At 68.0% G+C, this 26,929-nt stretch carries 27 protein-coding genes; 13 read left to right on the top strand and 14 right to left on the bottom strand.

Annotation, left to right across the window (positions count from 1 at the left end; translation table 11 throughout):
• Nucleotides 1-71: 71 nt before the first annotated feature.
• From AC1DY7_RS26810 to AC1DY7_RS26790, 5 genes are all read left to right on the top strand, one after another.
• Complete coding sequence (locus AC1DY7_RS26810; RefSeq protein WP_477496852.1) at nt 72-2,786, top strand: glycosyl hydrolase 2 galactose-binding domain-containing protein; 2,715 nt, start codon at nt 72-74, stop codon at nt 2,784-2,786.
• Between the two features lie 71 nt (nt 2,787-2,857).
• Complete coding sequence (locus AC1DY7_RS26805) at nt 2,858-3,091, top strand: hypothetical protein (protein ID WP_477496788.1); 234 nt, start codon at nt 2,858-2,860, stop codon at nt 3,089-3,091.
• A complete protein-coding gene (locus AC1DY7_RS26800) occupies nt 3,088-4,371 on the top strand; it encodes a competence/damage-inducible protein A (protein WP_477496787.1) in 1,284 nt (427 codons plus the stop codon). Before AC1DY7_RS26805 ends, AC1DY7_RS26800 begins: the two co-directional genes overlap by 4 nt.
• 36 nt (nt 4,372-4,407) lie before the next feature.
• On the top strand, nt 4,408-5,331 hold the full coding sequence (locus AC1DY7_RS26795; protein WP_477496786.1) for a choline/ethanolamine kinase family protein: 924 nt from the start codon (nt 4,408-4,410) through the stop codon (nt 5,329-5,331).
• A 20-nt stretch (nt 5,332-5,351) separates the two neighbouring features.
• Entirely contained in the window at nt 5,352-7,805 is a 2,454-nt protein-coding gene (locus AC1DY7_RS26790) for a GcvT family protein (protein WP_477496785.1), read from the top strand.
• Here AC1DY7_RS26790 and AC1DY7_RS26785 read toward each other — a convergent pair.
• Genes AC1DY7_RS26785 through AC1DY7_RS26775 form a run of 3 tightly spaced genes read right to left on the bottom strand, consistent with a single transcriptional unit; the run spans nt 7,786 to nt 10,517 of the window.
• Complete coding sequence (locus tag AC1DY7_RS26785; protein WP_477496784.1) at nt 7,786-8,724, bottom strand: LLM class flavin-dependent oxidoreductase; 939 nt, start codon at nt 8,722-8,724, stop codon at nt 7,786-7,788. The genes AC1DY7_RS26790 and AC1DY7_RS26785 overlap by 20 nt on opposite strands.
• Nucleotides 8,721-9,584 (bottom strand): LLM class F420-dependent oxidoreductase, encoded by an 864-nt coding sequence (locus tag AC1DY7_RS26780; protein ID WP_477496783.1) that lies wholly within the window; start codon nt 9,582-9,584, stop codon nt 8,721-8,723. Before AC1DY7_RS26780 ends, AC1DY7_RS26785 begins: the two co-directional genes overlap by 4 nt.
• A gap of 18 nt (nt 9,585-9,602) precedes the next feature.
• The gene (locus AC1DY7_RS26775; protein ID WP_477496782.1) at nt 9,603-10,517 is read right to left on the bottom strand and encodes an alpha/beta fold hydrolase; all 915 of its coding nucleotides are present in this window, start codon (nt 10,515-10,517) and stop codon (nt 9,603-9,605) included.
• Nucleotides 10,518-10,776: 259 nt separating this feature from the next.
• Here AC1DY7_RS26775 and AC1DY7_RS26770 point away from each other — a divergent pair, with 259 nt between their 5' ends.
• Nucleotides 10,777-11,097: a hypothetical protein gene (locus AC1DY7_RS26770; protein ID WP_477496781.1), complete on the top strand. Its 321-nt coding sequence runs from the start codon at nt 10,777-10,779 to the stop codon at nt 11,095-11,097.
• Nucleotides 11,098-11,099: 2 nt separating this feature from the next.
• Nucleotides 11,100-11,531 carry a hypothetical protein gene (locus tag AC1DY7_RS26765; protein ID WP_477496780.1) on the top strand — a complete coding sequence of 144 codons (432 nt, stop codon included), beginning with the start codon at nt 11,100-11,102 and terminating at the stop codon, nt 11,529-11,531.
• Here AC1DY7_RS26765 and AC1DY7_RS26760 read toward each other — a convergent pair.
• Nucleotides 11,525-12,988 (bottom strand): amidase, encoded by a 1,464-nt coding sequence (locus tag AC1DY7_RS26760; RefSeq protein WP_477496779.1) that lies wholly within the window; start codon nt 12,986-12,988, stop codon nt 11,525-11,527. The two genes, AC1DY7_RS26765 and AC1DY7_RS26760, sit on opposite strands and share 7 nt — an antisense overlap.
• A gap of 126 nt (nt 12,989-13,114) precedes the next feature.
• On the opposite strand from AC1DY7_RS26760, the gene AC1DY7_RS26755 reads away from it, so the two are divergent.
• Nucleotides 13,115-13,495 (top strand): nuclear transport factor 2 family protein, encoded by a 381-nt coding sequence (locus AC1DY7_RS26755; RefSeq protein ID WP_477496778.1) that lies wholly within the window; start codon nt 13,115-13,117, stop codon nt 13,493-13,495.
• A 7-nt stretch (nt 13,496-13,502) separates the two neighbouring features.
• Here the strand turns inward: AC1DY7_RS26755 and AC1DY7_RS26750 are convergent, their stop codons facing one another.
• A complete protein-coding gene (locus tag AC1DY7_RS26750) occupies nt 13,503-13,889 on the bottom strand; it encodes a hypothetical protein (RefSeq protein ID WP_477496777.1) in 387 nt (128 codons plus the stop codon).
• A 42-nt stretch (nt 13,890-13,931) separates the two neighbouring features.
• Nucleotides 13,932-14,789 carry an AraC family transcriptional regulator gene (locus AC1DY7_RS26745; RefSeq protein WP_477496776.1) on the bottom strand — a complete coding sequence of 286 codons (858 nt, stop codon included), beginning with the start codon at nt 14,787-14,789 and terminating at the stop codon, nt 13,932-13,934.
• A 24-nt stretch (nt 14,790-14,813) separates the two neighbouring features.
• On the opposite strand from AC1DY7_RS26745, the gene AC1DY7_RS26740 reads away from it, so the two are divergent.
• Nucleotides 14,814-16,076, top strand: coding sequence for an amidohydrolase family protein (locus AC1DY7_RS26740; RefSeq protein WP_477496775.1), 1,263 nt, complete (start codon nt 14,814-14,816; stop codon nt 16,074-16,076).
• Nucleotides 16,077-16,097: 21 nt separating this feature from the next.
• The gene (locus AC1DY7_RS26735) at nt 16,098-16,754 is read left to right on the top strand and encodes a GNAT family N-acetyltransferase (RefSeq protein WP_477496774.1); all 657 of its coding nucleotides are present in this window, start codon (nt 16,098-16,100) and stop codon (nt 16,752-16,754) included.
• A gap of 3 nt (nt 16,755-16,757) precedes the next feature.
• On the opposite strand, the gene AC1DY7_RS26730 is transcribed toward AC1DY7_RS26735, so the two are convergent.
• The 4 genes from AC1DY7_RS26730 to yaaA all read right to left on the bottom strand — a co-directional run bounded on the left by AC1DY7_RS26730 (nt 16,758) and on the right by yaaA (nt 21,271).
• Complete coding sequence (locus AC1DY7_RS26730) at nt 16,758-17,888, bottom strand: hypothetical protein (protein ID WP_477496773.1); 1,131 nt, start codon at nt 17,886-17,888, stop codon at nt 16,758-16,760.
• Nucleotides 17,889-18,041: 153 nt separating this feature from the next.
• Complete coding sequence (locus AC1DY7_RS26725; protein WP_477496772.1) at nt 18,042-19,412, bottom strand: WS/DGAT/MGAT family O-acyltransferase; 1,371 nt, start codon at nt 19,410-19,412, stop codon at nt 18,042-18,044.
• 66 nt (nt 19,413-19,478) lie between these two features.
• The gene (locus tag AC1DY7_RS26720; RefSeq protein WP_477496771.1) at nt 19,479-20,444 is read right to left on the bottom strand and encodes an esterase family protein; all 966 of its coding nucleotides are present in this window, start codon (nt 20,442-20,444) and stop codon (nt 19,479-19,481) included.
• An 80-nt stretch (nt 20,445-20,524) separates the two neighbouring features.
• Nucleotides 20,525-21,271, bottom strand: coding sequence for a peroxide stress protein YaaA (gene yaaA, locus AC1DY7_RS26715; RefSeq protein WP_477496770.1), 747 nt, complete (start codon nt 21,269-21,271; stop codon nt 20,525-20,527).
• Nucleotides 21,272-21,819: 548 nt separating this feature from the next.
• Between yaaA and AC1DY7_RS26710 the strand changes: the two genes are divergently transcribed.
• The gene (locus AC1DY7_RS26710; protein ID WP_477496769.1) at nt 21,820-22,080 is read left to right on the top strand and encodes a hypothetical protein; all 261 of its coding nucleotides are present in this window, start codon (nt 21,820-21,822) and stop codon (nt 22,078-22,080) included.
• A 3-nt stretch (nt 22,081-22,083) separates the two neighbouring features.
• Here the strand turns inward: AC1DY7_RS26710 and AC1DY7_RS26705 are convergent, their stop codons facing one another.
• Entirely contained in the window at nt 22,084-22,761 is a 678-nt protein-coding gene (locus AC1DY7_RS26705) for a FadR/GntR family transcriptional regulator (protein ID WP_477496768.1), read from the bottom strand.
• Nucleotides 22,762-22,809: 48 nt separating this feature from the next.
• Here AC1DY7_RS26705 and AC1DY7_RS26700 point away from each other — a divergent pair, with 48 nt between their 5' ends.
• Entirely contained in the window at nt 22,810-24,051 is a 1,242-nt protein-coding gene (locus AC1DY7_RS26700; protein WP_477496767.1) for a CynX/NimT family MFS transporter, read from the top strand.
• 9 nt (nt 24,052-24,060) lie between these two features.
• On the opposite strand, the gene AC1DY7_RS26695 is transcribed toward AC1DY7_RS26700, so the two are convergent.
• Nucleotides 24,061-24,663 carry a peptidoglycan endopeptidase gene (locus AC1DY7_RS26695; protein WP_477496766.1) on the bottom strand — a complete coding sequence of 201 codons (603 nt, stop codon included), beginning with the start codon at nt 24,661-24,663 and terminating at the stop codon, nt 24,061-24,063.
• 285 nt (nt 24,664-24,948) lie between these two features.
• Nucleotides 24,949-25,455: a MarR family winged helix-turn-helix transcriptional regulator gene (locus tag AC1DY7_RS26690; RefSeq protein WP_477496765.1), complete on the bottom strand. Its 507-nt coding sequence runs from the start codon at nt 25,453-25,455 to the stop codon at nt 24,949-24,951.
• A 65-nt stretch (nt 25,456-25,520) separates the two neighbouring features.
• On the opposite strand from AC1DY7_RS26690, the gene AC1DY7_RS26685 reads away from it, so the two are divergent.
• Nucleotides 25,521-26,777 carry a multidrug effflux MFS transporter gene (locus AC1DY7_RS26685; protein WP_477496764.1) on the top strand — a complete coding sequence of 419 codons (1,257 nt, stop codon included), beginning with the start codon at nt 25,521-25,523 and terminating at the stop codon, nt 26,775-26,777.
• A gap of 3 nt (nt 26,778-26,780) precedes the next feature.
• On the opposite strand, the gene AC1DY7_RS26680 is transcribed toward AC1DY7_RS26685, so the two are convergent.
• A partial coding sequence (locus tag AC1DY7_RS26680; RefSeq protein WP_477493959.1) for a DUF5078 domain-containing protein occupies nt 26,781-26,929 on the bottom strand: 149 nt, incomplete at its 5' end.

The following is a 26,929-nucleotide window of genomic DNA, read 5'->3' as shown; positions in this document are numbered from 1 at the left end:
GCATCGGAGGGAGCGGCACCATCGGGGCATCGAAGCGTCGTACTGCCCTGTTCAGTGTCGCCCTGTTGTTGATGGTGCTGGTGTTCGGCGCCGGAGATTTCGCGTCCTTCGCACGGCCGGAGCCCGCGGCCACCATCACTGAGCTCGCGCAGGGCTGGAAACTGGTGTCCGCGACGGGCCTGGCCGCCGACGGCCGGACCATCTCCACACCCGACTACCAGGACAGCGGTTGGCACTCCGTGGCCCGCATGCCGGCCACCGTGCTCGACGTGCTGCAGCAGGACGGCACGTACCCGGACCTCTACTACGGGACGAACCTGTTGGACAAGGTCCCGCAGGATCTCTACAAGCAGGACTGGTGGTACCGCACCACTTTCGACGCGCCGGCCGGCCACAGCAACTATCAGCTGCAGTTCCCGGGCATCAACTACCGCGCCGAGATCTGGCTCAACGGGCAGTTGGTCGCCGACAGCACGCAGATCGTCGGTATGTACACCGCCCACGACCTCGACGTCACCCGATGGATCCGGGGCGGGCCGAATGTGCTTGCGGTCAAGGTGATCCCGGAACGTGCCCTGCAGGACGTCGACGGTGTGGAGCTCGCCGACAGCTGGTGGGACTGGATCAACTGGCGTTACCTCGGCTACCAGGGGCCCGGTGCGAACCCGGCCGCCGGGAATTCCTTCATCCCGGACCGCAACGCCGGCATCTTCAAACCCGTCTACCTGCGCACCGCGGGCGCGGCCGAACTGGGCGACGCCACCGTCAACACCGAACTACCCCTGCCCAGAACGGATTCCGCGCGCCTGACGGTCTATGCCAATGTGCACAACTCCTCGGCGCGACGGGTCAACGGCGTGCTGCGGGCGACCATCAGCAGGCCGGGCCGACCGCAGATCACCGTCGAGCAGCCGGTCACGTTGTCACCGGGCGAACGCCGCGAAGTCACCTTCAGCCCGGCGCGGTTCACCGAGCTGACGGTGGACCATCCCGACCTGTGGTGGCCCTACACCATGGGCGATCCCAACCTGTACGACCTGAGAGTGGAGTTCCGCCAATACAACCGGGTCACCGACAGCAGCACCCAGCGGTTCGGGATCCGGACCATCGCCCAGCATCGCGACACCGACGAGCAGTTCCCCGAACTCGGTTCCGGTGGCAGTTTCTACCTGACGGTCAACGGCAGGGACTTCCTGGTGCGCGGCGCGGTGTACACCCCCGACCTGTTGTTCGACAACGACCCCGACCGTGAGGACGCCATCCTCCGGTACACCAAGGACCTGGGCCTGAACCTGCTGCGGCTGGAGTCCAAGATCCCCGGCGAGCGGCTGATCGAAAAGGCCGACGAACTGGGCATCCCGCTGATGGTCGGCTGGATGTGCTGCAACCAGTGGGAGAAGTGGGATCAGTGGGATGACGAGGACCGGGCCGTCGCCCTGGAGAGCCTGCGGTCCCAGATCCTGATGTTGCGCTCGCACCCGTCGGTCGCCATCTGGGCCAACGGCTCCGACGGCCTGCCGCCGGAGCCGCTGCGCGGCCAGTATCGCGCGGTGCTGCGGGACCTGCACTGGCAGAACGCCGTTGTCGACACCGTCTCCTCGTTCGGGCACGACGACGAGCACGGCAAGCCGCAATGGGACGGCATCCACATGGCCGGTCCGTACAGCTGGCGGCCCCCGAGCTACTGGTTCAGCGGCCGCTACGGCGCCACCCGTGGCTCCAACGCCGAGCAGGGCGACAACGAACACATCCCGCCACTGGCCAGCCTCAAGGAGTTCATCCCGCCCGACAAGCTCTGGCCGATCAACGACACCTGGTCCTTTCATGCAGGCTCCAATCCGGGCAACGCGAAACTTTCCAGCATTCGGCTGGCGATCCTGCGCCGCTACGGGCCGTCCGCGAGCGTCGAGGAGTTCACCCGCAAAGCTCAACTCGCGCATTATGAATCGACGCGCGCGCAGTTCGAGGCTTTCGCCGCCAACGGGTGGGCCAACCACAAGATGACCATCTACTGGATGCTCAACAGTCACTGGCCGTCGTTCTTCGGCAACATCTTCGACTACTACCTGCGCCCGGGCGGTGCCTACTACGGCGCGAAAGCCGGATTGCGCCCGCTGTCACTGGTCTTCGACTCCTACGCCACCGGCAACCACAGCACCGCCGACGTCAAGGTGGTCAACCAGACCGCGCACGACGTGTCCGATCTCCGTGCCCGCGTGCGGGTCTACGATCTGTCCGGCCGGGTCCGCGACGACCGCACCGTCGACGGTGTCGCCGTCGCCTCCGGAGGCGCGCACACCGTGCTGACCCTGCCGCGCGAAGTACGGGACTCCCGGGTGTTCTTCGTCCGCGCCGAGTTGCTCGACGCGGGCGGCACGGTGATATCGCAGAACGTGTACTGGCAATCCCAGCAGCCCGACGATGTCGGCGATCCCGCCAACGACACCGCCTTCGAGCTGAAGCAGACCGCCTGGGCCGACATGACCCCGTTGAATTCGCTGGCCAAGGCGCCGCTGCAGGTGAGCGCGAAACGGGTCGGGGACCGCGACGTCGCGATCCGGCTGCACAACCCCGGCAAGCAGGTCGCCTTCTTCGAACGGGCCGAGGTCACCGGCACCGCCGACGGCGACGAGATCCTGCCCATCGAGTACACCGACAACTATGTGACGGTGTTCCCCGGCGACACCGTGGACGTGCGGGCCACCGTCGTCGCTGCCGGTGAGCAGGGCAACTTCGTCCGGGTCACCGGATACAACAGCGCGCCCGTGGTGGTGCCGGTCGGCTGATGACGTGCGTGGGGCAGGATTGACCGCGAGCACGACAGGTACGCGGCACGCCAGGTTCAGGAGGACGACAGATGTCAGACGCGACAGCAGACGGCAACGCACGGGAGCAGCTCGCGGAGCTCACCGAACAGCACGGGTGGTCGCGCCGCGAAGTGGACCGCGTCGACGTGTACCTGCGTGGCGTGGCGCGGGTCCGGGTGATCTGGGCGGGCGATGACCTCAGCGGCGGCTCCCGCTACCAGGAGGACGTCATGGAGCAGTACTCCCGCGACCTCGGCACGGTGCAGGGCTGGTTGACCCGGTGAGTGTGCGCGCCGGAATCGTCGTCACCGGCACCGAGGTGCTGACCGGCCGGATCCAGGATCTCAACGGCCCGTGGATCGCCGACCGGCTGCTGGAACTCGGCGTCGAGCTGGCGCACATCACCATCTGCGGGGACCGTGCCGACGACGTCGAGGCGCAGCTGCGCTTCCTCGCCTCCGACGGCGTCGACCTCATCATCACCAGCGGCGGCCTCGGGCCCACCGCCGACGACCTGACCGTCGCCACGGTGGCCCGGTTCTGTGGGCGTGAACTGGTGCTCGACGCGGACCTTGAGGCGCGGATCGCCGCGATCCTGCGCAGGCTGATGTCCCGCCGACCCGGCACCACGGATTTCGACGCGGTCATGGCGGCCAACCGCAAACAGGCGCTGGTGCCCGCGGGGGCCGACATCCTCGAGCCCGAGGGCACCGCGCCCGGTGTGGTCGTCGAAGGCAGCGCCGACGGTGCACCCGTCGTCATTGTGCTGCCCGGTCCGCCGCGTGAACTGCAGCCGATGTGGGCGCGGGCCGTCGCCGCGCCGGCCGTGCAGCGGGCCATCGCGAGCCGCACCGAGTACCGGCAGGCCACCGTCCGGATGTTCGGCCTGGCCGAGTCCGGACTGGCAGAATCCTTGCGGGAAGCCGAAACTCACGTCCCGGGCTTCAACGGACTCGAGATCACCACCTGCCTGCGCCGCGGCGAGCTGGAGATCGTCACCCGCTACGAGCCCAAGGACGACGCCGCCTACCGTGCGTTGATCGACTTCCTGCGGGACCGCTATCCGCGTGAGCTCTTCTCCGAGGACGGCGCGCTGATCGACGAACAACTCGCGGCGCTGCTGACCGGGCGCACCATCGCCACTGCGGAGTCCTGCACGGCCGGCATGCTGGCCGCGCGGCTCGCCGACCGGGCCGGGTCCTCGGCGTACCTGACCGGTGGCGTGGTGTCGTACTCGAACGAGGCCAAGGTCGCGTTGCTCGGTGTGGACGACGCGCTGATCGCCGCCCACGGCGCGGTGTCCGAACCGGTCGCGATCGCGATGGCTCAGGGCGCGCTGCGCCGGTTCGACGCGGATACGGCCGTCGGGATCACCGGCATCGCGGGCCCGGGCGGTGGATCTGACGAGAAGCCGGTCGGCACCGTGTGTTTCAGCGTGGCGCTGGCCGGCCGTGAGCCGCTCACCACGACGCTGCGGCTGCCCGGCAACCGCAGCGACGTCCGCGAACGCGCCACCACGGTGGCGATGCATCTGCTGCGCCGGGAACTGCTCGGACTCGATTAGGACGCACGCCGTGGCGGTAGTCGTTATGTTCGAGAGATGGCATACCGGCTCGGCGATGCTGCGCTCGGCGCGCTGCTCGACCAGCTTCCGGTGCTGTCCGGCCAGTCGCGGCAGGTGGAAGATCTCCCGGGTGGGCTGACCAACCGCAACGTCAAGATCACCACGGCGCGCGGTGTGTATGTCGCGCGGTGTTCGGATGCCTCGGGGGCTCTGCTCGGTATCGACCGGGACGCCGAGTTCCACAACAGCGTCGCAGCGCACCGGGCAGGTGTGGGGGCGCCGGTGCTGGACTACCGCCCTGACCTCGGAATCCTGCTGATCGGCTACATCGACGGCGCATCGCTGCACGACGAAGATTTTGCGCGGCCGGGGCTGGTGGCGAAAGTGGCCGACAGCTGCAGGCAACTGCATGCCGGACCGCGGTTCTGCAATGACTTCGACATGTTCTCCCTCCAGCCCGGATATCTGAAAACGCTGGTGGACAACGGCTTCCGGATGCCTGAAGACTATCTGAACCATGCCGAACGGTTCGACGACATCCGGCGGGCGCTGCGGGCCACCGACACGGAGACGGTGCCGTGCAACAACGACCTGCTCGCCGCGAACTTCGTCGAGAACGCCGACCGTGTGTGGATCATCGACTACGAGTATTCGGGCAACAACGATCCCTGTTTCGAGCTGGGCAACATCTGGCGTGAATGCCGGCTCTCACTCGATCAGCTGGAAGAACTCGTCACCGCCTATTACGGCCGTCCGCTTCGGCACAAGCTGGCCCGCGCCCGCCTGCAGGGGACGGTGTCCCAGTACGGCTGGACCCTGTGGGGTTGTATCCAGAACGGCTCCAGTGCCCTGGATTTCGATTTCTGGGGCTGGGCCATGCAGCGCTACGACGCCGCCGTCGAGGAATTCACCGGCCCCGACTTCGCCCGGCTGCTCGACGATGTCGCCGCGACCGACTGACGAACGTGAGGACATGACAGATGACCAAGGCGTTACCGGACCGGGCTCGAGTGGTCATCGTCGGGGGTGGGGTGATCGGCACCAGCGTCGCCTATCACCTCACCAAACTCGGCTACACCGATCTGGTCCTGTTGGAGCAGGGACAGCTGTCCTGCGGAACCACCTGGCACGCTGCGGGTCTGGTGGGTCAGCTGCGTGCCTCCGAGAGTGGAACCCGGCTGGTGCAGTACTCGACGCAGCTCTACGCCGACCTGGAACGTGAGACCGGGCTGTCCGCAGGCTACAAGCGTTGCGGTGGTGTGACGGTCGCCCGCACCGAGGACCGGATGATCCAGCTGCGCCGCACCGCCGCCAACGCGGCGGCGTTCGACATGGAATGCGAAATGCTCACCCCCGAGCAGGCTTTGGAGCACTACCCGGTGATGCGGGTGGACGACCTGGCCGGAGCGATCTGGCTGCCGGGCGACGGTAAGGCCAACCCGACAGACCTGACGCTGGCGCTGGCGAAGGGGGCCAGGCTGCGCGGGGCGCGAGTGTTCGAGCGGGTGCGCGTCACCGGAGTCGATGTGCGTGACGGCGTGGCCACAGGGGTCCGCACCGACCGCGGCGACATCGAGGCCGAGATCGTCGTCAACTGCGCCGGCCAGTGGGCCAAACAGGTGGGCGCGCTGGCCGGGGTGAATGTCCCGCTGCATTCGGCCGAGCACTTCTACGTTGTCAGCGAGACCATCGATGGCGTGCACACCGATATGCCGATCCTGCGTGACCCGGACGGCTACACCTACTTCAAAGAGGAGGTCGGCGGCCTGGTGATCGGTGGGTTCGAGCCGGAAGCCAAGCCGTGGGTCAGCCCCGACGCCCTACCTCATCCGTTCGAATTCCAGCTGCTGGAAGAAGATTGGGACCATTTCCAGATTCTGATGGACAACGCGATGCTGCGGATACCGGCCCTGGAAGAGACCGGGATCAAGAAGTTCTACAACGGCCCGGAGAGTTTCACCCCGGACAATCAGTTCATCCTCGGCGAGGCTCCGGAATGCCGGAACTTCTTCGTGGCAGCCGGTTTCAACTCGGTGGGCATCGCCTCGGCCGGCGGAGCCGGTCGGGCGCTGGCCGAATGGATCGTCAGTGGGTCGCCGACCTCCGACCTCACCAGCGTGGACATCCGGCGCTTCGCGCCCTTCAACGGCAACACCCGCTGGCTGCACGACAGGGTGGGGGAGATCCTCGGCCTGCACTATGAGATTCCCTGGCCGAACCGGGAGTTGGCCACCGCCCGGCCGTTCCGGCGCTCACCGGTCCATCATCTGCTGGTGGAAGCGGGAGCCAACTTCGGCAGCAGAATGGGCTGGGAGCGCGTCAACTTCTTTGCACCACCCGGGGCGCAGCCGCACATCGAATACTCCTGGGGCAAACAGAACTGGCTGCCGTACTCGGCCGCCGAACAGGTCGCGACCCGCTCCGCGGTCACCGTTTTCGACCAGACGTCCTTCTCGAAGTACCTCATGGTGGGCGCAGGGGCGGAGCGGGCGTTGCAGTGGTTGTGCACCGCCGACGTCGGCGTCGATGTCGGCCGCACCGTCTACTCCGGCATGCTCAACCAGCGCGGCACCTACGAATCCGACGTGACGGTGACCAGGACGGCGGCGGACGAGTTCCTGATCGTGAGCAGCGCAGCGACCACCGAGCGCGATCAGGACCACATCCGCCGCAACCTCCCCGCCGGCGGCGGCGCACATCTCGTCGACATCACCTCGGCGCTGGCCGTTTTCGGTGTCATGGGACCGCGTTCGCGCGACCTCCTCGGGACGCTCACCGACGCCGACCTCTCCGATGCCGCTTTCCCGTTCGGCAGCAGCCGGCTCATCTCGCTGGGATATGCGACCGTACGGGCCACCCGCATCACCTATGTCGGCGAGTTGGGTTGGGAGCTCTACGTTCCCACCGAGTTCGCGGTCGGCGTGTACGAGGACCTGCTGGCGGCGGGGGAGCCGTTGGGCGTGGCACGTGCGGGCTATTACGCCATCGAGTCGATGCGCCTGGAGAAGGGCTATCGGGCGTTCGGCCGAGAACTGACCCCCGGCGACAGCCCGGTGGAAGCCGGTCAGCTGTTCACCTGCAAGCTGCGCACCGACATCGATTTCTTGGGCCGCGCCGCGGTCGAGCAGGCGCGGGCGCAGGGAACCCTGCGGCGGCTGGCCGGTTTCGCGGTGTCCTCGCCGGAACCGATGCTGTGGGGCGGCGAGCTGATCCGGCGCAACGGTGTGGTGGCGGGTCAGGTCAGCTCGGCGGCGTGGGGCGCGGCGATCGGATCATGCGTCGGGCTCGCGTATCTGCGTGCCGAGGACGGCCGCGTGATCGACAGCGAATGGGTCGACGCCGGAGAATACGAGGTGAACGTCGGGGGCACGGGCTATCCGCTCACGGTGTCGCGCCGTGCGCTGTACGACCCCGCTAACGCTCGAATTCGCTGATGACCTGTGAGGCCAACAGATCCAGCGTCCGGTCACTGCCGCGGTCGTGGGTGAACAGCACCACCTGGCCGAAGCCGAGGTCGCGCCAGTGCGCCAGCCGTTCGACGATCATCGGCGCCGTCCCGATCAGGCCACCCTCCTGCAGGCCGAAACCTGCTCCACCGAACCGCTTTTCGGCGAGTGCGCGAACTTCGGGCAGGGTGGCGTCATCGGGGGACAAGGCCATCACGGCCTCGACCGACATGACGATGGTGGCCGGATCCCGGCCGATGTCGGCGCACAGCGACCGCAGGACGGCGAGCTTGTGCTCCAGTTCGCCGAGCGCATAGGTCGGCACGTTCCACACGTCGGCGTAGCGGGCCACCAGCGGCAGCGTGTACTTCTCGCCGACCCCGCCGACGACGATCGGCGGGCGGGGCTGCTGCACGGGCCCGGGCCGGACCGGCATCTCGCTGATCTGATAGTGCTTGCCCGCGAAGTCGATCCGCCCGCCGGCGAACGCCTGGGTGAGAATCTCCAGGGTTTCACCGAGCCGCTGTGAGCGTTCGGCGAACGTGCCCCACTGCAGGCCGGTGCGCACGTGCTCATCCTCGATGGAGCCGCTGCCCAGACCCAGCTGCAACCGGCCCGCCGAGATCTGGTCCAGGGTGCTTGCCATCTTCGCCAGCACCGCCGGGTGCCGGAACTGGTTGCACAGCACCATATGCCCGACCCGCAGCCGTTCGGTCCTGGTGAGCAGCGCGGTCGCCAGCGTCCAGGCTTCCAGCGAGTCGATCTCGGGCACACCCGGCCCGTACAGGTGGTCATAGAGCCACAGCGAGCCGATGCCGAGCTCTTCGCAGCGCAGTGCCCGGTGCAGGACATCCGGATACGACATCCCCATCTGGGGGAGGTAGACGCCGATGTCCAATGTGGTCACGGGCGCAATGCGGCAGCCAGCCGGCGCCACTGCTCCCGCGGGAAGGCACTCGGATCGCTGTCGAGCACCTGCAGGCAGACGTGGTCGGCGCCGGCGTCGCGATGCTCGTTGACGCGAGCCAGGATCTTCTCCTCGTCGCCCCACACGATGATCGCGTCGAACAACCGGTCGCTGACATCGGCGATGTCCTCGGCGGTGAAGCCGGAGCGCAACAGGTTGTTGGCGTAGTTGGGCATCGCCAGATACGAACGCAGCCAGTCGGTGCCGATCTTTCTGGCCGCATCCGCATCGTCGGTCAGGATGGCGGTCTGCTCGGGCAGCAGCAGCGGACCCTGCCCGAGGGTTTCGCGGGCGGCGGCCGTGTGCGCGGGAGTCACCAGGTAGGGATGGGCTCCCCGGGACCGGGTGCCTGCCAGCTCCAGCATCTTGGGGCCGAGCGCGGCCAGTGCGCGCTCCGCGACCGGCACGGGCGGGTCCGCGGCGTCCAGGGCGTCGAGGAAGGCTTTGGTCGCCGCCAGGGGTTTGCGGTAGGCGCCCGGCTTTTTCGAGTCGATCAGCGGCGCGTGGCTGACCCCGATGCCGAGCAGCAGGCGCGGCCCGTACCGGGCGGTCAGCCGGGCGTGGGCGGTCGCGACGTCCTGCGGCTCGTGCATCCACAGGTTGAGGATGCCGGTCGCGATGACGGTGCGGGTGGTGGCGGCGAGCAGGTTCTCGATCGAATCGAACAGTGCTCCGCCCACATCGGGTATCCACAGTGCGGGGTAACCCAGTTCATCCAGCTCGGCGGCCGCCTCTGCGGCCTGGACCGGATCGCTGTAGCGCAGCTGCGCGCTCCAGATGCCGACGCCCGAAAGTTCCATCCGTGCAGTTCCTTTCGGTTATGTGCGACCGTCGCGGTCCCAGACCTCCAGCATCGTACGCAAGATCTCCTCGGCCCGTCCCAGCCCACCCAGGTGGCTCTCGCCGGGCAGCACCGTCATGCTTGCCTCGGGGAGCCTGGCCACGGAGTGCGCGCCGTGCTCGAACGGGACGATGTGGTCCTTGTCGCCGTGCCACCAGTGCACCGGGACCTTGACCTCGTCGAGGCGGAAACCCCAGTCCCGGACGAACACGACGATGTCGGCGAACGGGGCGGCGAGCTGTTTGCGTGTGCCGTTGAGCAGGTCGTCGAGGAACATGGCCTTGAACTCGGGGCGGCCCAGCAGGCGCCGGTCGCCCTCGGGCGAAATCCGGGCGTAGATCTCCAGGGCCGGTGAGGCCACCGGGCCGAGGAACTTGATCAAGGTGCCCGCCACCAACCGGATGGGCAGCCCGGCCACCTCCAGGATGGGGGCCACGTTCGAGCCGAGGTTCATCAGGCCGCTGGCGATCGCGTCCTCACCGATGTACGGGGCGACGCCACCGAGGATGCCTGCCACGACCACCCGCTCGGGCATCGCCGCCGCGGTGGCCAACGCGTACGGGCCGCCGCCGGACAAGCCGATGACGGCGAAGTCGTCGATACCCAGCGTGTCGGCGATGACGCGCAGGTCGTCGGCGAAGGCCAGCACGTTCGAATACTGATGCGGGGTCGACGATCCGATGCCCGGGCGGTCCACGCCGATCAGCCGGATGTGCTCCAGTTCGGCGTAGGCGCGGGCCTCGGCGGGAATCTGCCTGCGGGCGCCGGGCGTGCCATGCAGCCAGAAGATGGCCCGGCCCTGGGGGTCACCGAATTCGGCAAACCCGATCTGGCGGTCTGCACCGACCGCGATGTTGCCCTCGAGTTTCGGGCGCGCAATACGAGGAACCATGAACTGAGTGTGTCATGTGCCCCGGCGGAACCCAATCGTGGTCGGCATCACGCCTGGCGGGCGGCGCTTACGCGCCACAGCCTGCTGGCTGGAAGGGCGTCAAACCGACGCGCCGGTCCGGTGCCGCATTGTGATCAAATTCGCTGCACAACCGTTTTATACCTGGAACACACGGCCGACACAGCAAAAAACAAGGCTGACTTCGGAGACTCGTTTCACGGGCAACCGCCACGGTGAGCCCGGCGAAAGGGAGTTGACGATGAATCTCAAGCGAATGGCCGGCGTCTCGGCGCTGACGATAGGCATTGGAGTCAGCGGGTTGCTGGGCATGGGCACCGCGGCCGCCGATCCCGGACCTGGATGTGGCCCGCAGCAGGGCAACTGCGACAACCGCGGCGGCCACGACGACCGCGGCGGCCCCGGCGGGGGACAGCAGGACGACTGGGGCCACCGCGGTATGGATCAGGGCCGCCAGGACCACCAGCCGTTCAACTACAACGGGCAGCGCGTCAACCCGGTATTCGACGACAACCACCACGGGTGGGGCTTCTGGTTCCTGGGCCTGTGGATTCCGCTGTGACGGTGAGCGCGGCCGGAGCCCGGCGGGTCAAAGCGGTGGGCGCGCTGGCGGCGATCATCGCCACCGGCGGCCTCACCGTCGCGTGCAGCGGGGGTGACTCCGGTGGTACCGCCTCGACCACACCGACCACGACGACCACCACGTCGACGACCACCACGAGTGCGACGGTCTCCGACTCCGGCAGCGGCGGCGGCGGAGAGGCACCGCGGCATCACGAGGACGCCCCCGCGGGCACCGAGACGCAGGCCCCGGTGACCGAGACCCAGACCCAGGCCCCGGTGACCGAGACGGCGACGGAGACCGTCACCACCTCGGTGCAGGTTCCGCAGACCCACCAGGAGCGGTCGCAGCAGGGCAATCAGTCCCAGCAGCAGGGTGGTCCGTCCCAGCAGGGTGGCCAGCAGTCAGAGGGTGGGCACCAGTCCGGTCACTGACCGGATCCGGCCGGCGGGTGCCGATCCGCCCACGGGGCGGCCCCTTCGAGTTGGGCGGCCAGTCGCAGCAGGATCGTCTCGTCCGGGGCCATCAACTGCACACCGATCGGCAGGCCCGTCGATGTCTGGCCCAGCGGTAGTGAGATCGCCGCCCATCCCGTCACATTCGCCAGTGACGTCCAGCCCGTGGTGGCGAACTCCACGTCGAAGAACGCCCGCGTGGTACCCCGCGGCTGGTCCAGCAGCCCGTACGGCGGCGGCCCGGTGAGCAGCGTCGGGACCAGCAGCACATCGTGGGCGCTCAGGCCCGCCGCGAACAGGCGGGTCTGAGCGTGCACGGCCGAGATGGCCGAGGCATATTCGACTCCGGTGGTCCGGAATCCCTCGTGCACCATCACCCAGGTGCTCGGCTCGAATTCGTCTTCTCTGGGCGCGCGCCCCAGGTGCGCGGTGGCCAGGGCATGCAACTGCGCGTTGCTGACGGTGTGCAGCACCGCGACGGCGTCGGCGACGGCATCCGAATCTATCGACGGCGCACCGGTTTCGACGTGGTGACCGAGGTCTGCGAGCAAGGCTCCTGCCGACTCGACCGCCGCGACCACCTCGGGATCGGTCGGCGGCCCGGGAAACGGTGACGCCGTCGCGAGCAGGATTCGTTGCGGTTCCGGCGTCCGGCCGATCGCCGTCAGATACGACTGCACCGGAACCACAGCGCCGTACGGATCGCCGGGTGCGCCGCCGGCGACCACATCGAGCAGCGCGGCGCTGTCCCGCACGGTGCGGGTCAGCGCGTGCTCGTTGACCAGACCTTCCAGGCCGTGGCCCGCCCCCGGTGCGAAGGATGTCCGGCCGCGGCGCGGTTTGAGCCCGACCAGGCCGCAACACGACGCGGGCACCCGAATCGAGCCGGTGCCGTCGCCGCCCGACGCAGCGGGGACCACCCCGGCGGCCACCGCGGCCGCCGATCCGCCGCTCGAGCCGCCCGGGGTGATGTCCGGCGACCAGGGATTGGCGGTGCGGCCGAACAGCGTCGGCTCGGTGGTGCAGTGGTTACCCCATTCGGGGGTGTTGGTCTTGCCGAACACCACCAGGCCGGCGTCCAGGTAGCGCTGCACGATCCACGCCGACTCCTCCGCGACATGGGTCCGCAGCGCCCGCGAACCCATCGCCTCGGGTGCGCCGGCCAGGGATGCGCCAAGATCCTTGAGCAGGAAGGGAACTCCCGCGACCGGACCGGCGCCGCCGCCGCGCAAGGTGCCCGCGGCGTCCAGCGCGGCGGCCTGCTCGCGGCCCCGGTCGAACAGGTCGGTGATGACGGCATTGAGGTGCCGGGCCGATTCCAGCCGCAGGATCGCCGCATCGAGCAATTCGGCAGCCGAGACATCGCCGGCCGCCACCAGCGCCGCCTGGCCTATCGCGTCGACATCGGCCAGCTCACTCGCGGTGGGTTCGTCCATGGCCGCCATCCTGCGGTGCGCTTCGATGGGCGGCAACCGGGCCGCGTCTTCGGCCCAATCCGTTGCGGCGACCGGATAGGTTCGTAGCCACCGTGTTCAACGGGAACCGTGTTCAAGGAGGAACCCATGGCCGAGCCGGTCGACCCAGGCGCTGTCGCGCTGGCATTCTCGACGCACCGGTTCGAGGAGGCCCTCGTCCACCTGGCCAAGGACGTGCGGTGGACGATCGTCGGCTTCATGGTCCTGGAAGGGGCGGACGCCGTCATCAGGACCTGCCGTGACACCCGGGAGGGGCTGGCCGACACGGACACCAGCGTGGACCGGTGCGTGGTGGCCGCGCAGGGCGATGTCGTCGCGGTGGACATGTTCTCGCGTTACAGCGGGCCGAACGGGGTCACCGCGGTGGCGGGTTGCGACATCTTCGAATTCGCCGACAACCAGATCGCCGCCATCACCTCATATGCCGTGCAGGTCGATCCCGACAGCGCGGGTGCCCCGCCGCGCTGAGCCGATGTCAGAGCGGGATGACGCTCTCGCTGTTGAGAACGCGCCATGATCGCCGGCACCACGCAACGGCGCGCTGACGCAACCGCCACTCGGCCGACCTGACGTGATGTCCGGCCGCGCGCTGGGTCATGTGGCCGATGAACTCGGGATCCATGATCGCGTAGCCGCCGTCGATCCGTTCCCACAGGCCGGCCAGCCACAGTTCGAAAGCCGGTGTGGTGGAGTCCGGCACGATGCGCTCCAGCGCGATGTCGGCGATGAATTCCGGATGGACGGTGTTGACGCTGTGTGCCGCCGCCAGAACATGGAGGCGCAGGGCCTCACGGGTGATGTCGCGGCTCAGGTAGCGCGCGTACAAGGTCTCGACTTCGAGGGAGACCGCTCTGTCTCGCATGGCCTGACTATAGCGTTTACACGGCCGAAACATGAAAAAACGCTACAGCGGCCGTCCGACCACCCGTCGCCGGTAGGACGACGGGGTTTCTCCGCAGAACTGGGTGAAGCTGCGGGTGAAGGAGCTCAGGTTGTCGAATCCGACCGCCGAGGAGGTCGCTTGCACCGACTGGCCGGGGCCGGCCAGCAAGGCCATGGCCCGCAACATCCGGGCGTGCAGCAGATAGGTGCGCCACGAAAGTCCCAAGGTGTCGGAGAACAGACGGCGCAGGGTGCGTTCGGACACCGCCACCGCGCGGCTGACGTCTTCGACGGTCACCGATTCCAGGTGCTCCTTGGTGTAGGCCAGGGCGGCCGCCACGATCGGGTGCTCCGATGTCGGAAGGCTCAGCGGCGCCTCGTGATCGAGCGCCTCACTGACGACGTTGGCCAGGGTCGCGAAGAACCCATCGGAGATGGCTTCTTCCTCCGGTGCGCATGAGCGTCGTTCGATCGGCCAGCGCAGCGCGTAGATCATCATCTCCCGGATCAACGGGGATACCGCGATGATCCGGGCGCGGTCGCCGGGTTCGGCGATCATGGCCGGATCGAACATCACCGCAACGGTTTTCACGTCCGGATTCATCACCGCCTGGTGTTCCAGACCCGCCGGGATCCAGGCCGCCTGCTGGGGTGGCAGCAGGTAGTGCGCGGAATCGGTCTCCACCTCGACGACACCCGCCACGGCGTACTCGATCTGGTGAACCTCGTGAGAGTGCCAGCCGGTGATCAGACCGTCGCCCTCGTACAGGTAGCTGCCGGCGAGCGCGTGGCCGCCGCGGCGCAGTTCGATCACCGGGCGGGCCGGTTCGACTTTGGCCGAAACAGGTAAACCTCTGTCCGATAGCGCAGAGACGGTCACGACTTCCGAGGGTACTAGTTAGGTATGAAGACCGACGACCTGATTCTGGTGAGCATCGACGACCATGTCGTGGAACCGCCCGACATGTTCCTCAACCACGTACCGGCGAAGTACAAGTCGGAGGCACCGATCGTGGTGACCGATGACAAGGGCGTCGATCAGTGGATGTACCAGGGTCGCCCGCAGGGCGTCAGCGGTCTCAACGCGGTCGTGTCGTGGCCGGCGGAAGAGTGGGGCCGCGATCCGGCCGGTTTCGCCGAGATGCGCCCCGGCGTCTATGACGTGCACGAGCGGGTCCGCGACATGAACCGCAACGGCATCCTGGCGTCGATGTGCTTTCCGACGTTCACCGGGTTCTCCGCGCGCCATCTCAACATGACGCGCGAGGACATCACGCTGGTCATGGTGGCGGCGTACAACGACTGGCACATCGATGAATGGGCGGGCAGCTATCCCGACCGGTTCATCCCGATCGCCATCATGCCGACGTGGACGCCCGAGGGGATGTGCGCCGAGATCCGCCGGGTGGCGGCCAAGGGATGTCGTGCCGTCACGATGCCGGAACTGCCGCACCTGGAGGGTCTTCCGAGCTATCACGACGAGGACTACTGGGGCCCGGTGTTCCGCACGCTGTCCGAAGAGAACGTGGTGATGTGCCTGCACATCGGCACCGGCTTCGGCGCGATCAGCATGGCGCCCAACGCCCCGATCGACAACATGATCATCCTGGCCACCCAGGTGTCGGCGATGTGTGCTCAGGATCTGTTGTGGGGTCCGGCAATGCGCAACTACCCCGACCTGAAGTTCGCGTTCTCCGAGGGCGGCATCGGCTGGATCCCGTTCTATCTGGATCGCAGCGACCGGCACTACACCAACCAGAAGTGGCTGCGCCGCGACTTCGGGGACAAGATGCCCTCCGATGTCTTCCGTGAGCATTCGTTGGCCTGCTATGTGACCGACAAGACCTCGCTGAAGCTGCGGCACGAGATCGGCATCGACATCATCGCCTGGGAATGCGACTACCCGCACTCGGACTGCTTCTGGCCCGACGCCCCCGAGCAGGTGCTCGCCGAGCTGAACGCCGCCGGCGCCTCGGACTCCGACATCAACAAGATCACCTGGGAGAATTCCTGCCGGTTCTTCGGGTGGGATCCGTTCAAGCTGACACCGAAGGACCAGGCGACGGCAGGCGCGCTGCGGGCCAAGGCCACCGATGTCGACGTGTCGATCCGGCCCCGCGCGGAATGGGCCCGGCGCTACGAACAGAACCAACTAGCCAAGGCCTGATGCTGCACTAGGCTTGTCGCCATGACCGATCTGGACCGTGCCGCAGCCCGTCGTGACATCGCCGATGCCCTGGTGAAGGCGCTCGATCGCCGGCATGAGGTGCTCGACATCATCGTCGACGCCGAGAACCGTGACGCCGCCGTCGACGCCATCGCCACCCTGCTGGGCACCACCCACGCGGGTGGTGAGGCGGTGATCGGGCTGTCCTTCGATCAGGTCACCAAGGAATCGCGGCGGATCATCGCCGAGGAACTCGACGACCTCAACAGCCAGTTGACGTTCACGCTCAACGAGCGCCCCGCGTCCTCGGCGGAAACCCTTGTGCTGCGTTCCTTCTCGGGCGCGGAAGACGGCGACATCCTGGGTGTGCGCATCCAGGATCAGGGCAACTCGGGCGACGGGTCGGGCGCACCGGCGGGCAGCCTGGACGACGAGATCGCCGCGGCGCTGGCGCGCGTCGACGCCGAGGAGGCCGCCTGGTTCGTGGCCCTGGAAGGCGACGAGAAGGTCGGCCTGGTGCTCGGCGAACTCAACGGCCATGAGGTCGAGGTGCGGATCTGGATTCGTCCCGAGCATCGCAAGAAGGGCTACGGCACTGCGGCACTGCGCAAGTCGCGCTCGGAAATGGCGATCTACTTCCCGGCCGCACCCGTGGTGGTCCGCGCACCGAGCGCCTGAAGCTCAGCCGTCCTCGTGACGGCCGTCGTCCCATGCGGTGCGATCGGCGCTGATCTCGTGGTGGGTGCCGTCGGCGTCGGCTGACCAGGCGGTGCCCGCGCAGAGCAGATCGTGCGGCAGCGTCAGTTCGGTGGGTAGGACCGGCAGGCCGGGCACGACCGGCAGGGGCAGTGGCGGCGGCGGGGTGGCCGCCAGGACCGCCGGTGCGGAGGCGAGCATCGGAAGCACCGCTCCCGCAGCATCAATCGGCAGTGCCGCGGGCACGCCCACCCCGACCGGGACGGCCACCGCAGCCGCATCGACCGGGAGTGCGGCCGCCTCCACCGGGGCGGCTGCCGCGGGGGCGGCGTCCAGCGGTGCCACGTCCGCGGGAGCCAGGCTGACGGGGACCACATCGGCGGCGGGAACTTCCTCGACCGGCGGGGCCGGGACTGGCGGCGCGACCATCGGGGCAGCTTCCACCGGCGGGGCCGGCGGTGCGGGTGGCAGCACGGCGACTTCGGGCGCCGGCGCCACCGCCGCGACATTGGCGACCGGCAGGGCGTCGGGCACCGGAGCCGGGATGGCATCGGGAATGGGGGCGGCCGCTTCGATCAGCGGAGCCGCGGCCGGAAGTGGCGGTGCGCCAAGGGGAATGGGCACGCCGAGCGGAACCGGCGGGACAGCCGGCAGCACTGCAGGCAGCGCGGCCGCGGGCAGCGCAGCAGGTGCGGCGGCGGCCGCCGGTACCGCGTCGACGGCGGCCATCTCCGCGACCGGCAGGGCGGCGGGAACGGCCGCCGGTACCGCTGCTTCGGGAACGACGATCGCCGCGACAGGTACCGCGGGGACGACCTCGGGTGCCGGGGCCGGGACGGGCGGGAGGCTTTCCGGAATCACCACCGCGGCTTCGACCAGCGGCTCGGCCGGGGCTGCAGGGACCACCGGTGGTGCCGGCGGCGCAACGGCCCCCAACGCTTCGGGGATGATCTCCGGCGAGGCCGCGAGTTGCTGCACCATGTCCAGGCACGGGATGCCGGGACTACCCGCGGACTCCGCGTCGGCGATCGCCGCGGGATTGATCACCAGCATCGACCAGTAGAGGCCGGCGGCCGCCACCGCCGTGAACGCAGTGCGATTCGAGACGTGCGACATGGACTCCCGATTCTGCTTCCGGCGGCGACAAGCAAGAACCTATCGCGAAACGGAATTTGCACAAGTTGCTAATTTGACACATCTCGATCCGATACCAAGAAGTGTCAATTCCGTGACCGGACAAGCGTTTACGCAGTCGGAGCCGGGGGAGGGTCAGGCGGCGGTGGCCTTCTCCATCGCGGCCAACGAGTCCTCAAGGTGGGTCAGCAGCCGCTGTAGGTGCGGCACGCTGCGCCGGCAGCCCACCAGGCCGAAGTCGAGGTTGTCGGCGTTATTGGTCAGCGTGATGTTCAGTGCCTGGCCGTCCAACGCGATGGACAGGGGGTAGTTGCCATCCAGCCGGGCACCCCGCCAGTACATGGGCGTCCGGGCGCCGGGCACGTTCGAGATGACGATGTTGAACGGCGGCGGCGCGGACGCTGCGAAGCCGGGCAGCAGACCCAGTGCAATGCCCGACATCAGGAAGCCCGACAGCGCGAGGGCCTCCATTCGGGGGAGTTCGGAGAACACCTTCTTGTTGTCGCGCATGGAGGCGCTGATGGTCTCCAGACGTTGGAGTGGGTCGGCGATGTCGGTCGCCAGATTGCACAGGATGGTGCCCACCATGTTCCCGCCGGCGTCCTGCTCGTGCTCACCGCGCAGGCTCACCGGAACCATTGCCACCAGCGGGGTTTCGGGCAGCGCCTGGCGCTCGTCCAGATAGGCACGCAACGCCCCTGATGACATCGCCAGCACGACGTCGTTGACGGTGGTGCCGTCGACGGCGTCCTTGACCGCCTTGATGCGGGCCAGCGGCCAGGACTGCGCGGCGCAACGCCGCGCCCCGCCGATCGGCACGTTGAACATGGTCCTGGGCGCACCGAAGGGCAGCGTCAGTTGCTGTTCGACCAGCGCGGCCCGTGCGATGGCGAGCGCCGACGGCGCCAGCCCGGCCACCGCGCCGGCCGCACCGGTGGCCGTGCGCAGCAGTGACGACCCGCGCGGCGCGGGTGCGCGGGTCCGGGTACGCGGCCGCAGGGCCCAGGGCACCCGCACCTCGCGGTCGTCGGGGTCATCGGACAGGGTGCGGATCATCAGCCGTTGCGCCGACACCCCGTCGAGCAGGGAGTGGTGGATCTTGGTGTAGACGCCGAACCGGCCGTCGTCGAGGCCCTCGACCAGATAGGCCTCCCACAGCGGACGGTGCCGGTCCAGCAGCGTGCCGTGCAGCCGGGAGGTCAGTTCGAGCAGTTCGCGCACCCGGCCGGGACGCGGCAGACCAGACCGGCGGAGGTGGTAGTCGACGTCCACGTCGTCGTCGAAAGCCCAAGCCACATTGGTGATTCCGCCGAAAGCGCGGGCCGGGTGCTTGCGGAAGGTGGGCTGGAAGTCGTCGCACTTGGCGATCGACTCGTAGAGGTCGGTGACGAACTCCGGGCCCGCGCCGTCGGGCGGCCGGTACAACTGCAGTCCGGCCACATGCATCGGGTGCTCACGCGACTCGCCGAGCAGAAACATCGAGTCGGTCGGCGAGATGAGCTTCATACCGGTAGACGCTACCCATCGCGGCTGGGATGCGGGTGCGAGTGAAACAGCCCGGCGCGGAATTGCCTAGCCGGTCGGTGTCGCGCCCAGCACCCGTTGCAGATCGGGTTTCATGGCCTGGAGTTGCGAGCCCCAATAGCCCCAGCTGTGGGTGCCGTCGGCCGGGAAATTGAAGACACCGTTGTGGCCGCCGGCGGCGACGTACCGCTTCTGAAAGTCCTTGTTGGTGTTCAGCGTGATGTTCTCCAGGAACTGGGCGCTGTACAGACCGCCGAAGTCGGAACCGGTGTCGAGGCCGGATGGGGCGCCGTTGCCGCAGTACACCCACACGGCGGTGCCGTTGGCGGCCAAGGTCGCCACGTTGACCATCGGGTCGTTGCGCCGCCAGGCGGGGTCGGTGCTCTGTCCCCACATGTCGGTGGCCCGGTAGCCGCCGGCGTCCCGCATCGCCACACCGATCAGCGTGGGCCACAGTCCCAGTGACGGATTCACGAAGCCGGACAGCGAGCCGGCGAAGATGAACTGGGTGGGATGCCAGATCGCCAGCGTCAAGGCGGAACCGCCCGACATGGACAGCCCCACCACCGCGTTGCCGGTCGGGCTGATCCCGCGGTTGGCGGCAAGCCAGGTGGGCAGTTCCTGGGTCAGGAAGGTCTCCCATTTATAGGTCGTGGTGCCCGCGCTGCCCTTCGCCGGCTGGTACCAGTCGGTGTAGAAGCTGGACTGCCCGCCGACGGGCACCACCAGCGAGAGTCCGGAACGGTAGAACCAGTCGAAGACGGGGGTGTTGATATCCCAGCCGCTGAAGTCGTCCTGCGCCCGCAGCCCGTCCAACAGGTACACGGCGTGGGGTCCGCCGCCCTGGAAACCCACGGCAATATTGCGGCCCATCGCCGGGGAAGGCACCTGGAGCAGTTCGATCGGTCCGCCGGCGTTCGAGAACGCGGCCGCGGACGGTGCGGTGACGGTGACGGACCCGGCCAGCAGAGCTGCGGTCGCCACGAGTCCCAAAATGCGACGGAGCAGGGGCATGTACCGCAAGTTAGCAGCGCATCCCGCCGGGTCCGAGGTCCCGCGCGAGCCGTGATCACGTTGTGATGTAACGGTTTAACTCAGGCCACCAGGACGATGGTCAGCTCGTTGCCCGACCTTTCGACGTTCATCCCCGCCCGGCGGGCGATGGCGGCGACCTTGCCTGCATCGTCGGGATCAGACCGCCCCGAGGCCAGCGCCCGGGCGAGTTTGCCCTTGTGCGCCTTGTTGAAGTGGCTCACGACGGTGCGCTTGCCCGCGCTGTTCTCCGAGAGCACGTCGACCGTCACGGCACCCGGCAACCGGCCCAGCGCCGCATACGATCCCGACCGCAGGTCGACCACCAGTTCGGCGGCGGCGATCTCGGCCAGCGCCGGTTCCAGTGCGGGTCGCCAGCGGGCGGCCAAGGTGGGCCGGCCGGGCAGCTTGGAACCCGCCGACAGTCGGTAGGCGGGGATCAGGTCGTCGGCGCGCAGCAGCCCGAACAGCGCCGAACCCACCGCCAACCGCGCCCTGGCGCGCACCGCGGCGGCCCCGCGCAACGAGTCGACGTCCAGTGCGTCGTAGAGCACGCCGGTGTACCGGTCGATCGCGGGAAGGGTCGCCGACGTCAAAAGTACTGCGTTGCGGTCGATTTCGCTGTCCTGAGCGGCCGTGATCCCCAGTGCCTTTCGGCACACCTCGCGATTGTCGGTGAGGTCGACGAGTTCCCCGACCAGTGCCGCCCGTACCGGGTTCAGCGCGGGGGAGCCGAGCGCATCGATGTCCAGCGGTGGGCCGTCGCCCCCGCCGCGTTTCGTCTCCGACGGAGGTAACAGCACGATCACCGGACAGAGGGTAGCCGAGCGGCTGCCGTTGCCGACTCGGTCCACCGCCGATGGGCCGATGGTGCGGCCGAACTTTCGGCGGGAATGGCGATCGGCGGGTGCTCGCTGGAGTTAGCATTGGTTACACATTTGTAAGCACTGAAACCGTTGGCACTACTGGGCGTCAGGTGTTTTTCTGCAAAGTCCGAATCGGCGCCGACTGTTTTCTGAATCAACCACCAATGTCTTAGCTGTGCCGGCCGCCGGGTGCGTTGAATGGATAGCCGGACCGGCGTTTTCCGCCCATACGAACATATTGCGCGCATTTCCATTTCGTGCTTGACAGCGGTCCACACCGTGCCGAAGATCGGATTGGGGACGGATTTCGGTCGGTGCGACGGGAAATCGGTGGTGTGCATCGCCTCCCGAGCGGGGATAAGGTATCTCAATCGTTAACTGCTGCACATACTTGATCGCTTAACATCACAAACGCCGCAATCTTCGATTCCGGAAAAGGCACAGACCGTGGCTGGCTTTGGTCAGTCGCCAGGAATGACAGGAGAACTCCGGTGACCGCTCAGGAACTCGTGGATGCCAACACCGAGGACGATGACCGCGACGGCGGGCTGGCCGTCAATGTGCGTGTGGTCGTCCACCCGGATACCGACGACGAAACCCGCGGACTCGTCGTCGACGACTTCGGCGACGCAGCGGGCTATGCGGTATCCGTCGGAGACGACGTCATCGCCGACCCGGCGCGCCGATGGGCGGTCCAGCTCGACAGCGGCTCCCTGACGTTCGTCAACAGCGACGCGCTGCGTCCCGAATAGCAGTCAGGACTGCTCGGGTGCCTCGCCCAGCAGTTCGTTGAGGAAGCCGCCCGCCTCCCGCGCTGCCCGGTCGACGTCTCGCGCGTCGATGGCTTCCACCAGGCCACGATGCCGGATGTGGGCGGCGGCCTCGGTGTCATGTGTGGTGGTGGCGACGCTCGCGAGCACCACTTCTGTCAGCCCTCGGTAGAGCTCGGTCAGCACGGTGTTGTGTGCACTGCGCACGATCGCGAAATGCAGCTCGGCGTCGGCACGCACGAAATCGTCGACGGCCTGTTCACGCTGCAGTTCGTCCCGACGTGCCAACAGCTGCCAGAGCTCGGCGAGGTCGTCTTCGGTCCGTGCCGTCGCCGCCAGCCGGGCGCCCTCGACTTCCAGGCACCGGCGCACCTGCAGCACTTCGCGCAGTTCGGATCCACACAGCCGGCGTAACGCACCCGACACCTCACTGGTCGCCCGCACGTAGGTGCCGTCACCCTGCCGGACCTCGAGGATGCCGCCGTGCGCCAAGGCGCGGACCGCCTCCCGGACGGTGTTGCGCCCCACGCCGAGCGTCTCGGCCAACGCCGGCTCGGTGGGGATCTTGGTGCCGACGGGATACTCGCCCGCGGTCACCGAATCGCGTAGTTGGTCGATGACCTGGTCGACCAACCCGGTCCGACGTGTCGTGGCCAAAGGCACACAAAACCCCTTTCATCCAATCATGGGATGTATGGCATGCTAACTCCGGTGATCGACTCTCGCCACAGCAGCAACACAATCGACCGGCCGGCTGACGCCGGCGCCATCGAGGCGCGGCCGGCGGCCGGTGGACTGCTGTTGACGGTGGCTGTCGTACTCACTGCACTCAATCTTCGCCCCGCGATCACCAGTGTGGGTCCGTTGTTGGGCGATATGCGTGATTCGCTGGGCGCGTCCGCCATCTGGGCGGGCGTCCTCACCACGCTGCCCGGCCTGTGCTTCGCCACTGCCGGCCTGGCGGCGCCGCGGCTGGCGGCCAAGGTCGGCCTCGACCGCGCCATCACCGTCGCCTTGGTGGTCCTCAGCGCCGGACTCCTGCTGCGCGTCGTCGACGGTCAGGCGGTCGTCATCGGCGGCACGCTGGTCGCGACGGCGGGCATCGCGCTGATCAACGTGCTGATCCCGGTCGTCATCAAACGGTCGTTCGCCGCCCAGATCGGCGTGATGACCGGCATCTACACCGCGGCCCTGCAGGGTGGCGGCGCACTCGGATCGGCGCTGACCCCCGCCTTCGAGACCATCTCGGGCTGGCGCACCGCACTGGGCGCCTGGGCCGCGCTGGCGGCGCTCGCCCTGGCGCTGTGGCTCACGGCGACGAGTCGGCGCGGCGGGCGGACTGCCGCGGTGCCGTATCCGGCCGACGAGGCCGTCCCCGAGGCTCGGCCGTCCCTGATGCGCAGCCGACTGGCGTGGACCATCACGTTGTTCTTCGGCTGCCAGGCCTTCCTGGCCTACGTCGTGATGGGCTGGCTGCCCGCGGTCTTCATCGACGAGGGCATGAGTAAAGGTGCCGCCGGACTCCTGCTCGGGCTGATCTCGGTGCTGGCCGTGCCGGTGAGCATCGTGATCGCCCCGGCCGCGGCCCGCAGGCCCAGTCAGAGCGGCTGGATCGTCGGCCTCGGGGCGCTCGGCTTCGTCGGCGTGACCGGGCTGGCCGTGGCGCCGGACGTCGCGCCTCTGTTGTGGAGCGTGCTGCTCGGCCTCGGGATGAGCGTCTTCTCCCTGGCGTTGACCGTCATCGCGTTGCGGTCGCGCGATGCCACCGACACCGCCCGGCTGTCGGGCATGGTGCAGGGGATCGGCTACCTGCTGGCGGGCGTCGGCCCGTTCCTGTTCGGCCTGCTGCACGATCTGACGGGCGGCTGGACGGTGTCGTGGGGCATGGTGCTCGCCGTCTACGCCGTCCAACTGGTGACCGGCGCGCTGGCCGGCCGGAACCGGTACGTGTAACCGGCTCGGTCAGACCGGAATGGTGTCCGGCGCCGGCAGGTCCGCGGGAGCGGGCGGCAGGTCCGCGGGTGCCGGGGGTGCGAAGTCGACGGGCATCGGCGGGGGCATGTCCTGCGGAGCCGGCTGGACGAAGTCCGCGGTCACCGGTGCCGGGACGTCGGCAGGCGGAGGTGGCAGGAACTCGACCGGGGGCGGCGGGGCATCCACCGGCGCATCCGAATCGAGCGGTGCGCCGTCGGTCGGCATCGGCAGATACATGTGGTGGGTGAACTGTGGCTGGAACGCGCCACCGCCACCGACCCGCACGCCGCCGCCGCGCTCGCCTGAGGAGACCGCGGTGCCGTCGGGCAGGGTCACGGCGGTGTGACCGCCGTTCCAGCCGATCACCAGGGCGCCCGGCGCGGTGCCGTACTTGAAGCCGCGGGCCAGCAGGGCACGTTCTTCGTTCCCGGTGTGGAAACGGTCCCCGAAGACCGGGCGGTCGGTCGCAGCATTGCTGACCCAGGATGCCAGGCCCGAGCAATCCGTACCCGCCGGGCTGTCTCCACCCGGAATGTACGGCGTTCCCGAAACCTGGTTGACGAGCGCCAGTAGCGACGCAAGAGCAAACATGCGGACGGACACTAACAGAGCATTTTGTAAGGGAGCAAAACTCTGTGACTCCCTTCACAATTCGCAAAATCTATCGGCGATCTCACAAAGACGCTGGTGAACGGTGTTGACAGCGGCCGTTATTCACCCGTGATGGACACCTGCCGCGGACTTCTCGCAAAGGTGTTGTCGGCCAGTACTACTGCCTGACGTACGGCGCGTTCGAGTAAACGTCATCGTGAATCCCGTTGTCCTGGAGCGGTGCCCGGCCAAACACCCAAAAGTGCTGCGGGGAAAGAGAATTCGCTAGGACTCGCGATCCCGTTCGATCCTGGCAACCGGAGTGCGCGCGGATCCAGCGGCGGCCGACAGCGCCGCCGCCAACAGGTGGATGGCGGGTGCCGCGGACAGCAGGGCTGAGACGGATTCGGCGGGCAACTCGGCCAGAAGTTCCGCGACGCCGCCGGACAGCGCGTCGTCGATCGCGTGTTTGTCGGTGCGGGCCTGCGGAGTTGGGTGCAATACCGATATTCGCCGGTCATCATCGTGTGGCGATTTCGAGACCAGGCCGCGGTCGATCAGTGCCCGCACCGCCGCGCTGACGTTGCTCGATCGCATGGCCACCGCGGCCGCCACCTCGGACACGCTCAGTCCGGGTTGGTCCACCACCGCGCGCAGTACGGCGAGTTCGGAGGCGGGCAGGGGCTCGAGGCCGGCGAGGTGCGGGCCGAAGCGACTCAGTCGCCACGACAGGTCGTGCAGTCCGAGAGCCAGTTCCCGGGTCCGAGGGTCGGTCATCGAAGTGGTCTCCATCACTCCATATTACATATAGATGCATATATATGGTGAGATACATATCAAGCAATACTCAAATGGACGTGAGGCTCTTCTTGACCACATCAACTCGTGCTACCACCCCGGCGACGCTGATCGCCGTGCTGGCGCTGCTGTCGGCCGTCACACCACTGTCCATCGACATGTACCTGTCGGCATTCCCGGAGATGGCGGCCGAGTTCGGCACCTCGGCGTCGATGGTGCAGCTCACCCTCACCGCGCTGCTCATCGGGCTGGCGGTCGGTCAGCTGGTCATCGGACCGCTGTCGGATCGCTACGGCCGGCGCGTGCCCTTGCTGATCGGCACATCGGTCTGCCTGGTGGCGAGTCTGCTCTGCATCGTCAGCCCGACGGTGCAGGTGCTCATCGCGCTGCGGTTCGCCCAGGGTTTCGCCGGGGCCGCGGGCGTGGTGATCTCCCGCGCCATCGTGGCGGACCGGGCTGCCGGCGCCGCAGCCGCCCGACTGTTCGGTGTGCTGATGGTCATCGGTGCGCTGGCGCCGGTCATCGCGCCGGTTCTGGGAGGGTTCGTCGTCGCCGACTTCGGGTGGCGCGCCGTGTTCGCGGCGCTGGCCGCGTTGAACGCCGCGATGCTTCTCGGCGTTGTGTTCTGCGCACCCGAATCACTCCCGCGGGAACTGCGCCGGCCCGGGGGACTGGCCGCCTTGCGGTCGAGCACCCGCACGGTGCTGTCCAATCGGCGCTACCTGGGCTACACGCTGGCCCTGGCCTTCGTCTTCACGGCGCTGTTCTCCTATATCTCCGCATCACCGTTCGTGCTGCAGAACATCATCGGGCTGTCCCCGCGGACGTATTCACTGACGTTCGGCGGATGTGCCGTGGTGATGGCGCTGATGAGCGCGCTGTCGGCCAAGCTGGTGGGTCGCGTCGCACCGCGCACGCTGCTGCACGGCGGGGTGTCCGCCATGGTGGTCGTCACCGGTCTGCTGCTGGTCACTGTCACCGTGGGTGGCGTGGCGCCGCTGCCGACCGTCGCATTGATGGCCTGTTTCATGGCCTGCATGGGATTCATCGTTGCCAATGCGATGGCACTGGCCACCGCCGAGGTGCGCTACGCGGCGGGCACGGGTTCGGCCGTGCTGGGATTTCTGCAATACGCACTCGGCGCGGGCGTCTCGCCACTGGTCGGCCTGGCCGGTGAGCACAGCGCGGTACCCATGGGCATCGCCATGTTCTGCGCCGCGGTCCTGGCCGCCATCGCGCTGGTGGCCCTCACCCGCGGTCACCGGCCGGAAGCTGCCGCGGTCGCCGAACATGAGGTGGCCGCCGCGGCGCACTGATACTTAGTGCCAGTCCCAGACGGACATGTCGTTGGCGGGGTAGTTCTGGCAGATGTCGGTGGTGTGGGCGGCGACGCCTTTGTTGTTGAAGAACAGTTTGGCCCAGTTGGGCCAGCGCCAGGCCATGTTTTCGTAGAAGGCGTTGGTGGCGG

The sequence above is a fragment of the Mycobacterium sp. P2_H7 genome (assembly GCF_056403275.1).
The sequence above is the reverse complement of the archived record's forward strand: the minus strand, read 5'-3'. Positions and strand labels throughout refer to the sequence as shown.

Bases quoted from the DNA above. Each gene is read 5' to 3' on its own strand.
- AC1DY7_RS26810 (WP_477496852.1), top strand. From the start codon at position 72: ATGGTGCTGGTGTTCGGCGCCGGAGATTTCGCGTCCTTCGCACGGCCG.
- AC1DY7_RS26805 (WP_477496788.1), top strand. From the start codon at position 2,858: ATGTCAGACGCGACAGCAGACGGCAACGCACGGGAGCAGCTCGCGGAG.
- AC1DY7_RS26795 (WP_477496786.1), top strand. From the start codon at position 4,408: ATGGCATACCGGCTCGGCGATGCTGCGCTCGGCGCGCTGCTCGACCAG.
- AC1DY7_RS26790 (WP_477496785.1), top strand. From the start codon at position 5,352: ATGACCAAGGCGTTACCGGACCGGGCTCGAGTGGTCATCGTCGGGGGT.
- AC1DY7_RS26780 (WP_477496783.1), bottom strand. From the start codon at position 9,584: ATGGAACTTTCGGGCGTCGGCATCTGGAGCGCGCAGCTGCGCTACAGC.
- AC1DY7_RS26775 (WP_477496782.1), bottom strand. From the start codon at position 10,517: ATGGTTCCTCGTATTGCGCGCCCGAAACTCGAGGGCAACATCGCGGTC.
- AC1DY7_RS26770 (WP_477496781.1), top strand. From the start codon at position 10,777: ATGAATCTCAAGCGAATGGCCGGCGTCTCGGCGCTGACGATAGGCATT.
- AC1DY7_RS26760 (WP_477496779.1), bottom strand. From the start codon at position 12,988: ATGGACGAACCCACCGCGAGTGAGCTGGCCGATGTCGACGCGATAGGC.
- AC1DY7_RS26755 (WP_477496778.1), top strand. From the start codon at position 13,115: ATGGCCGAGCCGGTCGACCCAGGCGCTGTCGCGCTGGCATTCTCGACG.
- AC1DY7_RS26750 (WP_477496777.1), bottom strand. From the start codon at position 13,889: ATGCGAGACAGAGCGGTCTCCCTCGAAGTCGAGACCTTGTACGCGCGC.
- AC1DY7_RS26740 (WP_477496775.1), top strand. From the start codon at position 14,814: ATGAAGACCGACGACCTGATTCTGGTGAGCATCGACGACCATGTCGTG.
- AC1DY7_RS26735 (WP_477496774.1), top strand. From the start codon at position 16,098: ATGACCGATCTGGACCGTGCCGCAGCCCGTCGTGACATCGCCGATGCC.
- AC1DY7_RS26730 (WP_477496773.1), bottom strand. From the start codon at position 17,888: ATGTCGCACGTCTCGAATCGCACTGCGTTCACGGCGGTGGCGGCCGCC.
- AC1DY7_RS26725 (WP_477496772.1), bottom strand. From the start codon at position 19,412: ATGAAGCTCATCTCGCCGACCGACTCGATGTTTCTGCTCGGCGAGTCG.
- AC1DY7_RS26720 (WP_477496771.1), bottom strand. From the start codon at position 20,444: ATGCCCCTGCTCCGTCGCATTTTGGGACTCGTGGCGACCGCAGCTCTG.
- AC1DY7_RS26695 (WP_477496766.1), bottom strand. From the start codon at position 24,663: ATGTTTGCTCTTGCGTCGCTACTGGCGCTCGTCAACCAGGTTTCGGGA.
- AC1DY7_RS26690 (WP_477496765.1), bottom strand. From the start codon at position 25,455: ATGGAGACCACTTCGATGACCGACCCTCGGACCCGGGAACTGGCTCTC.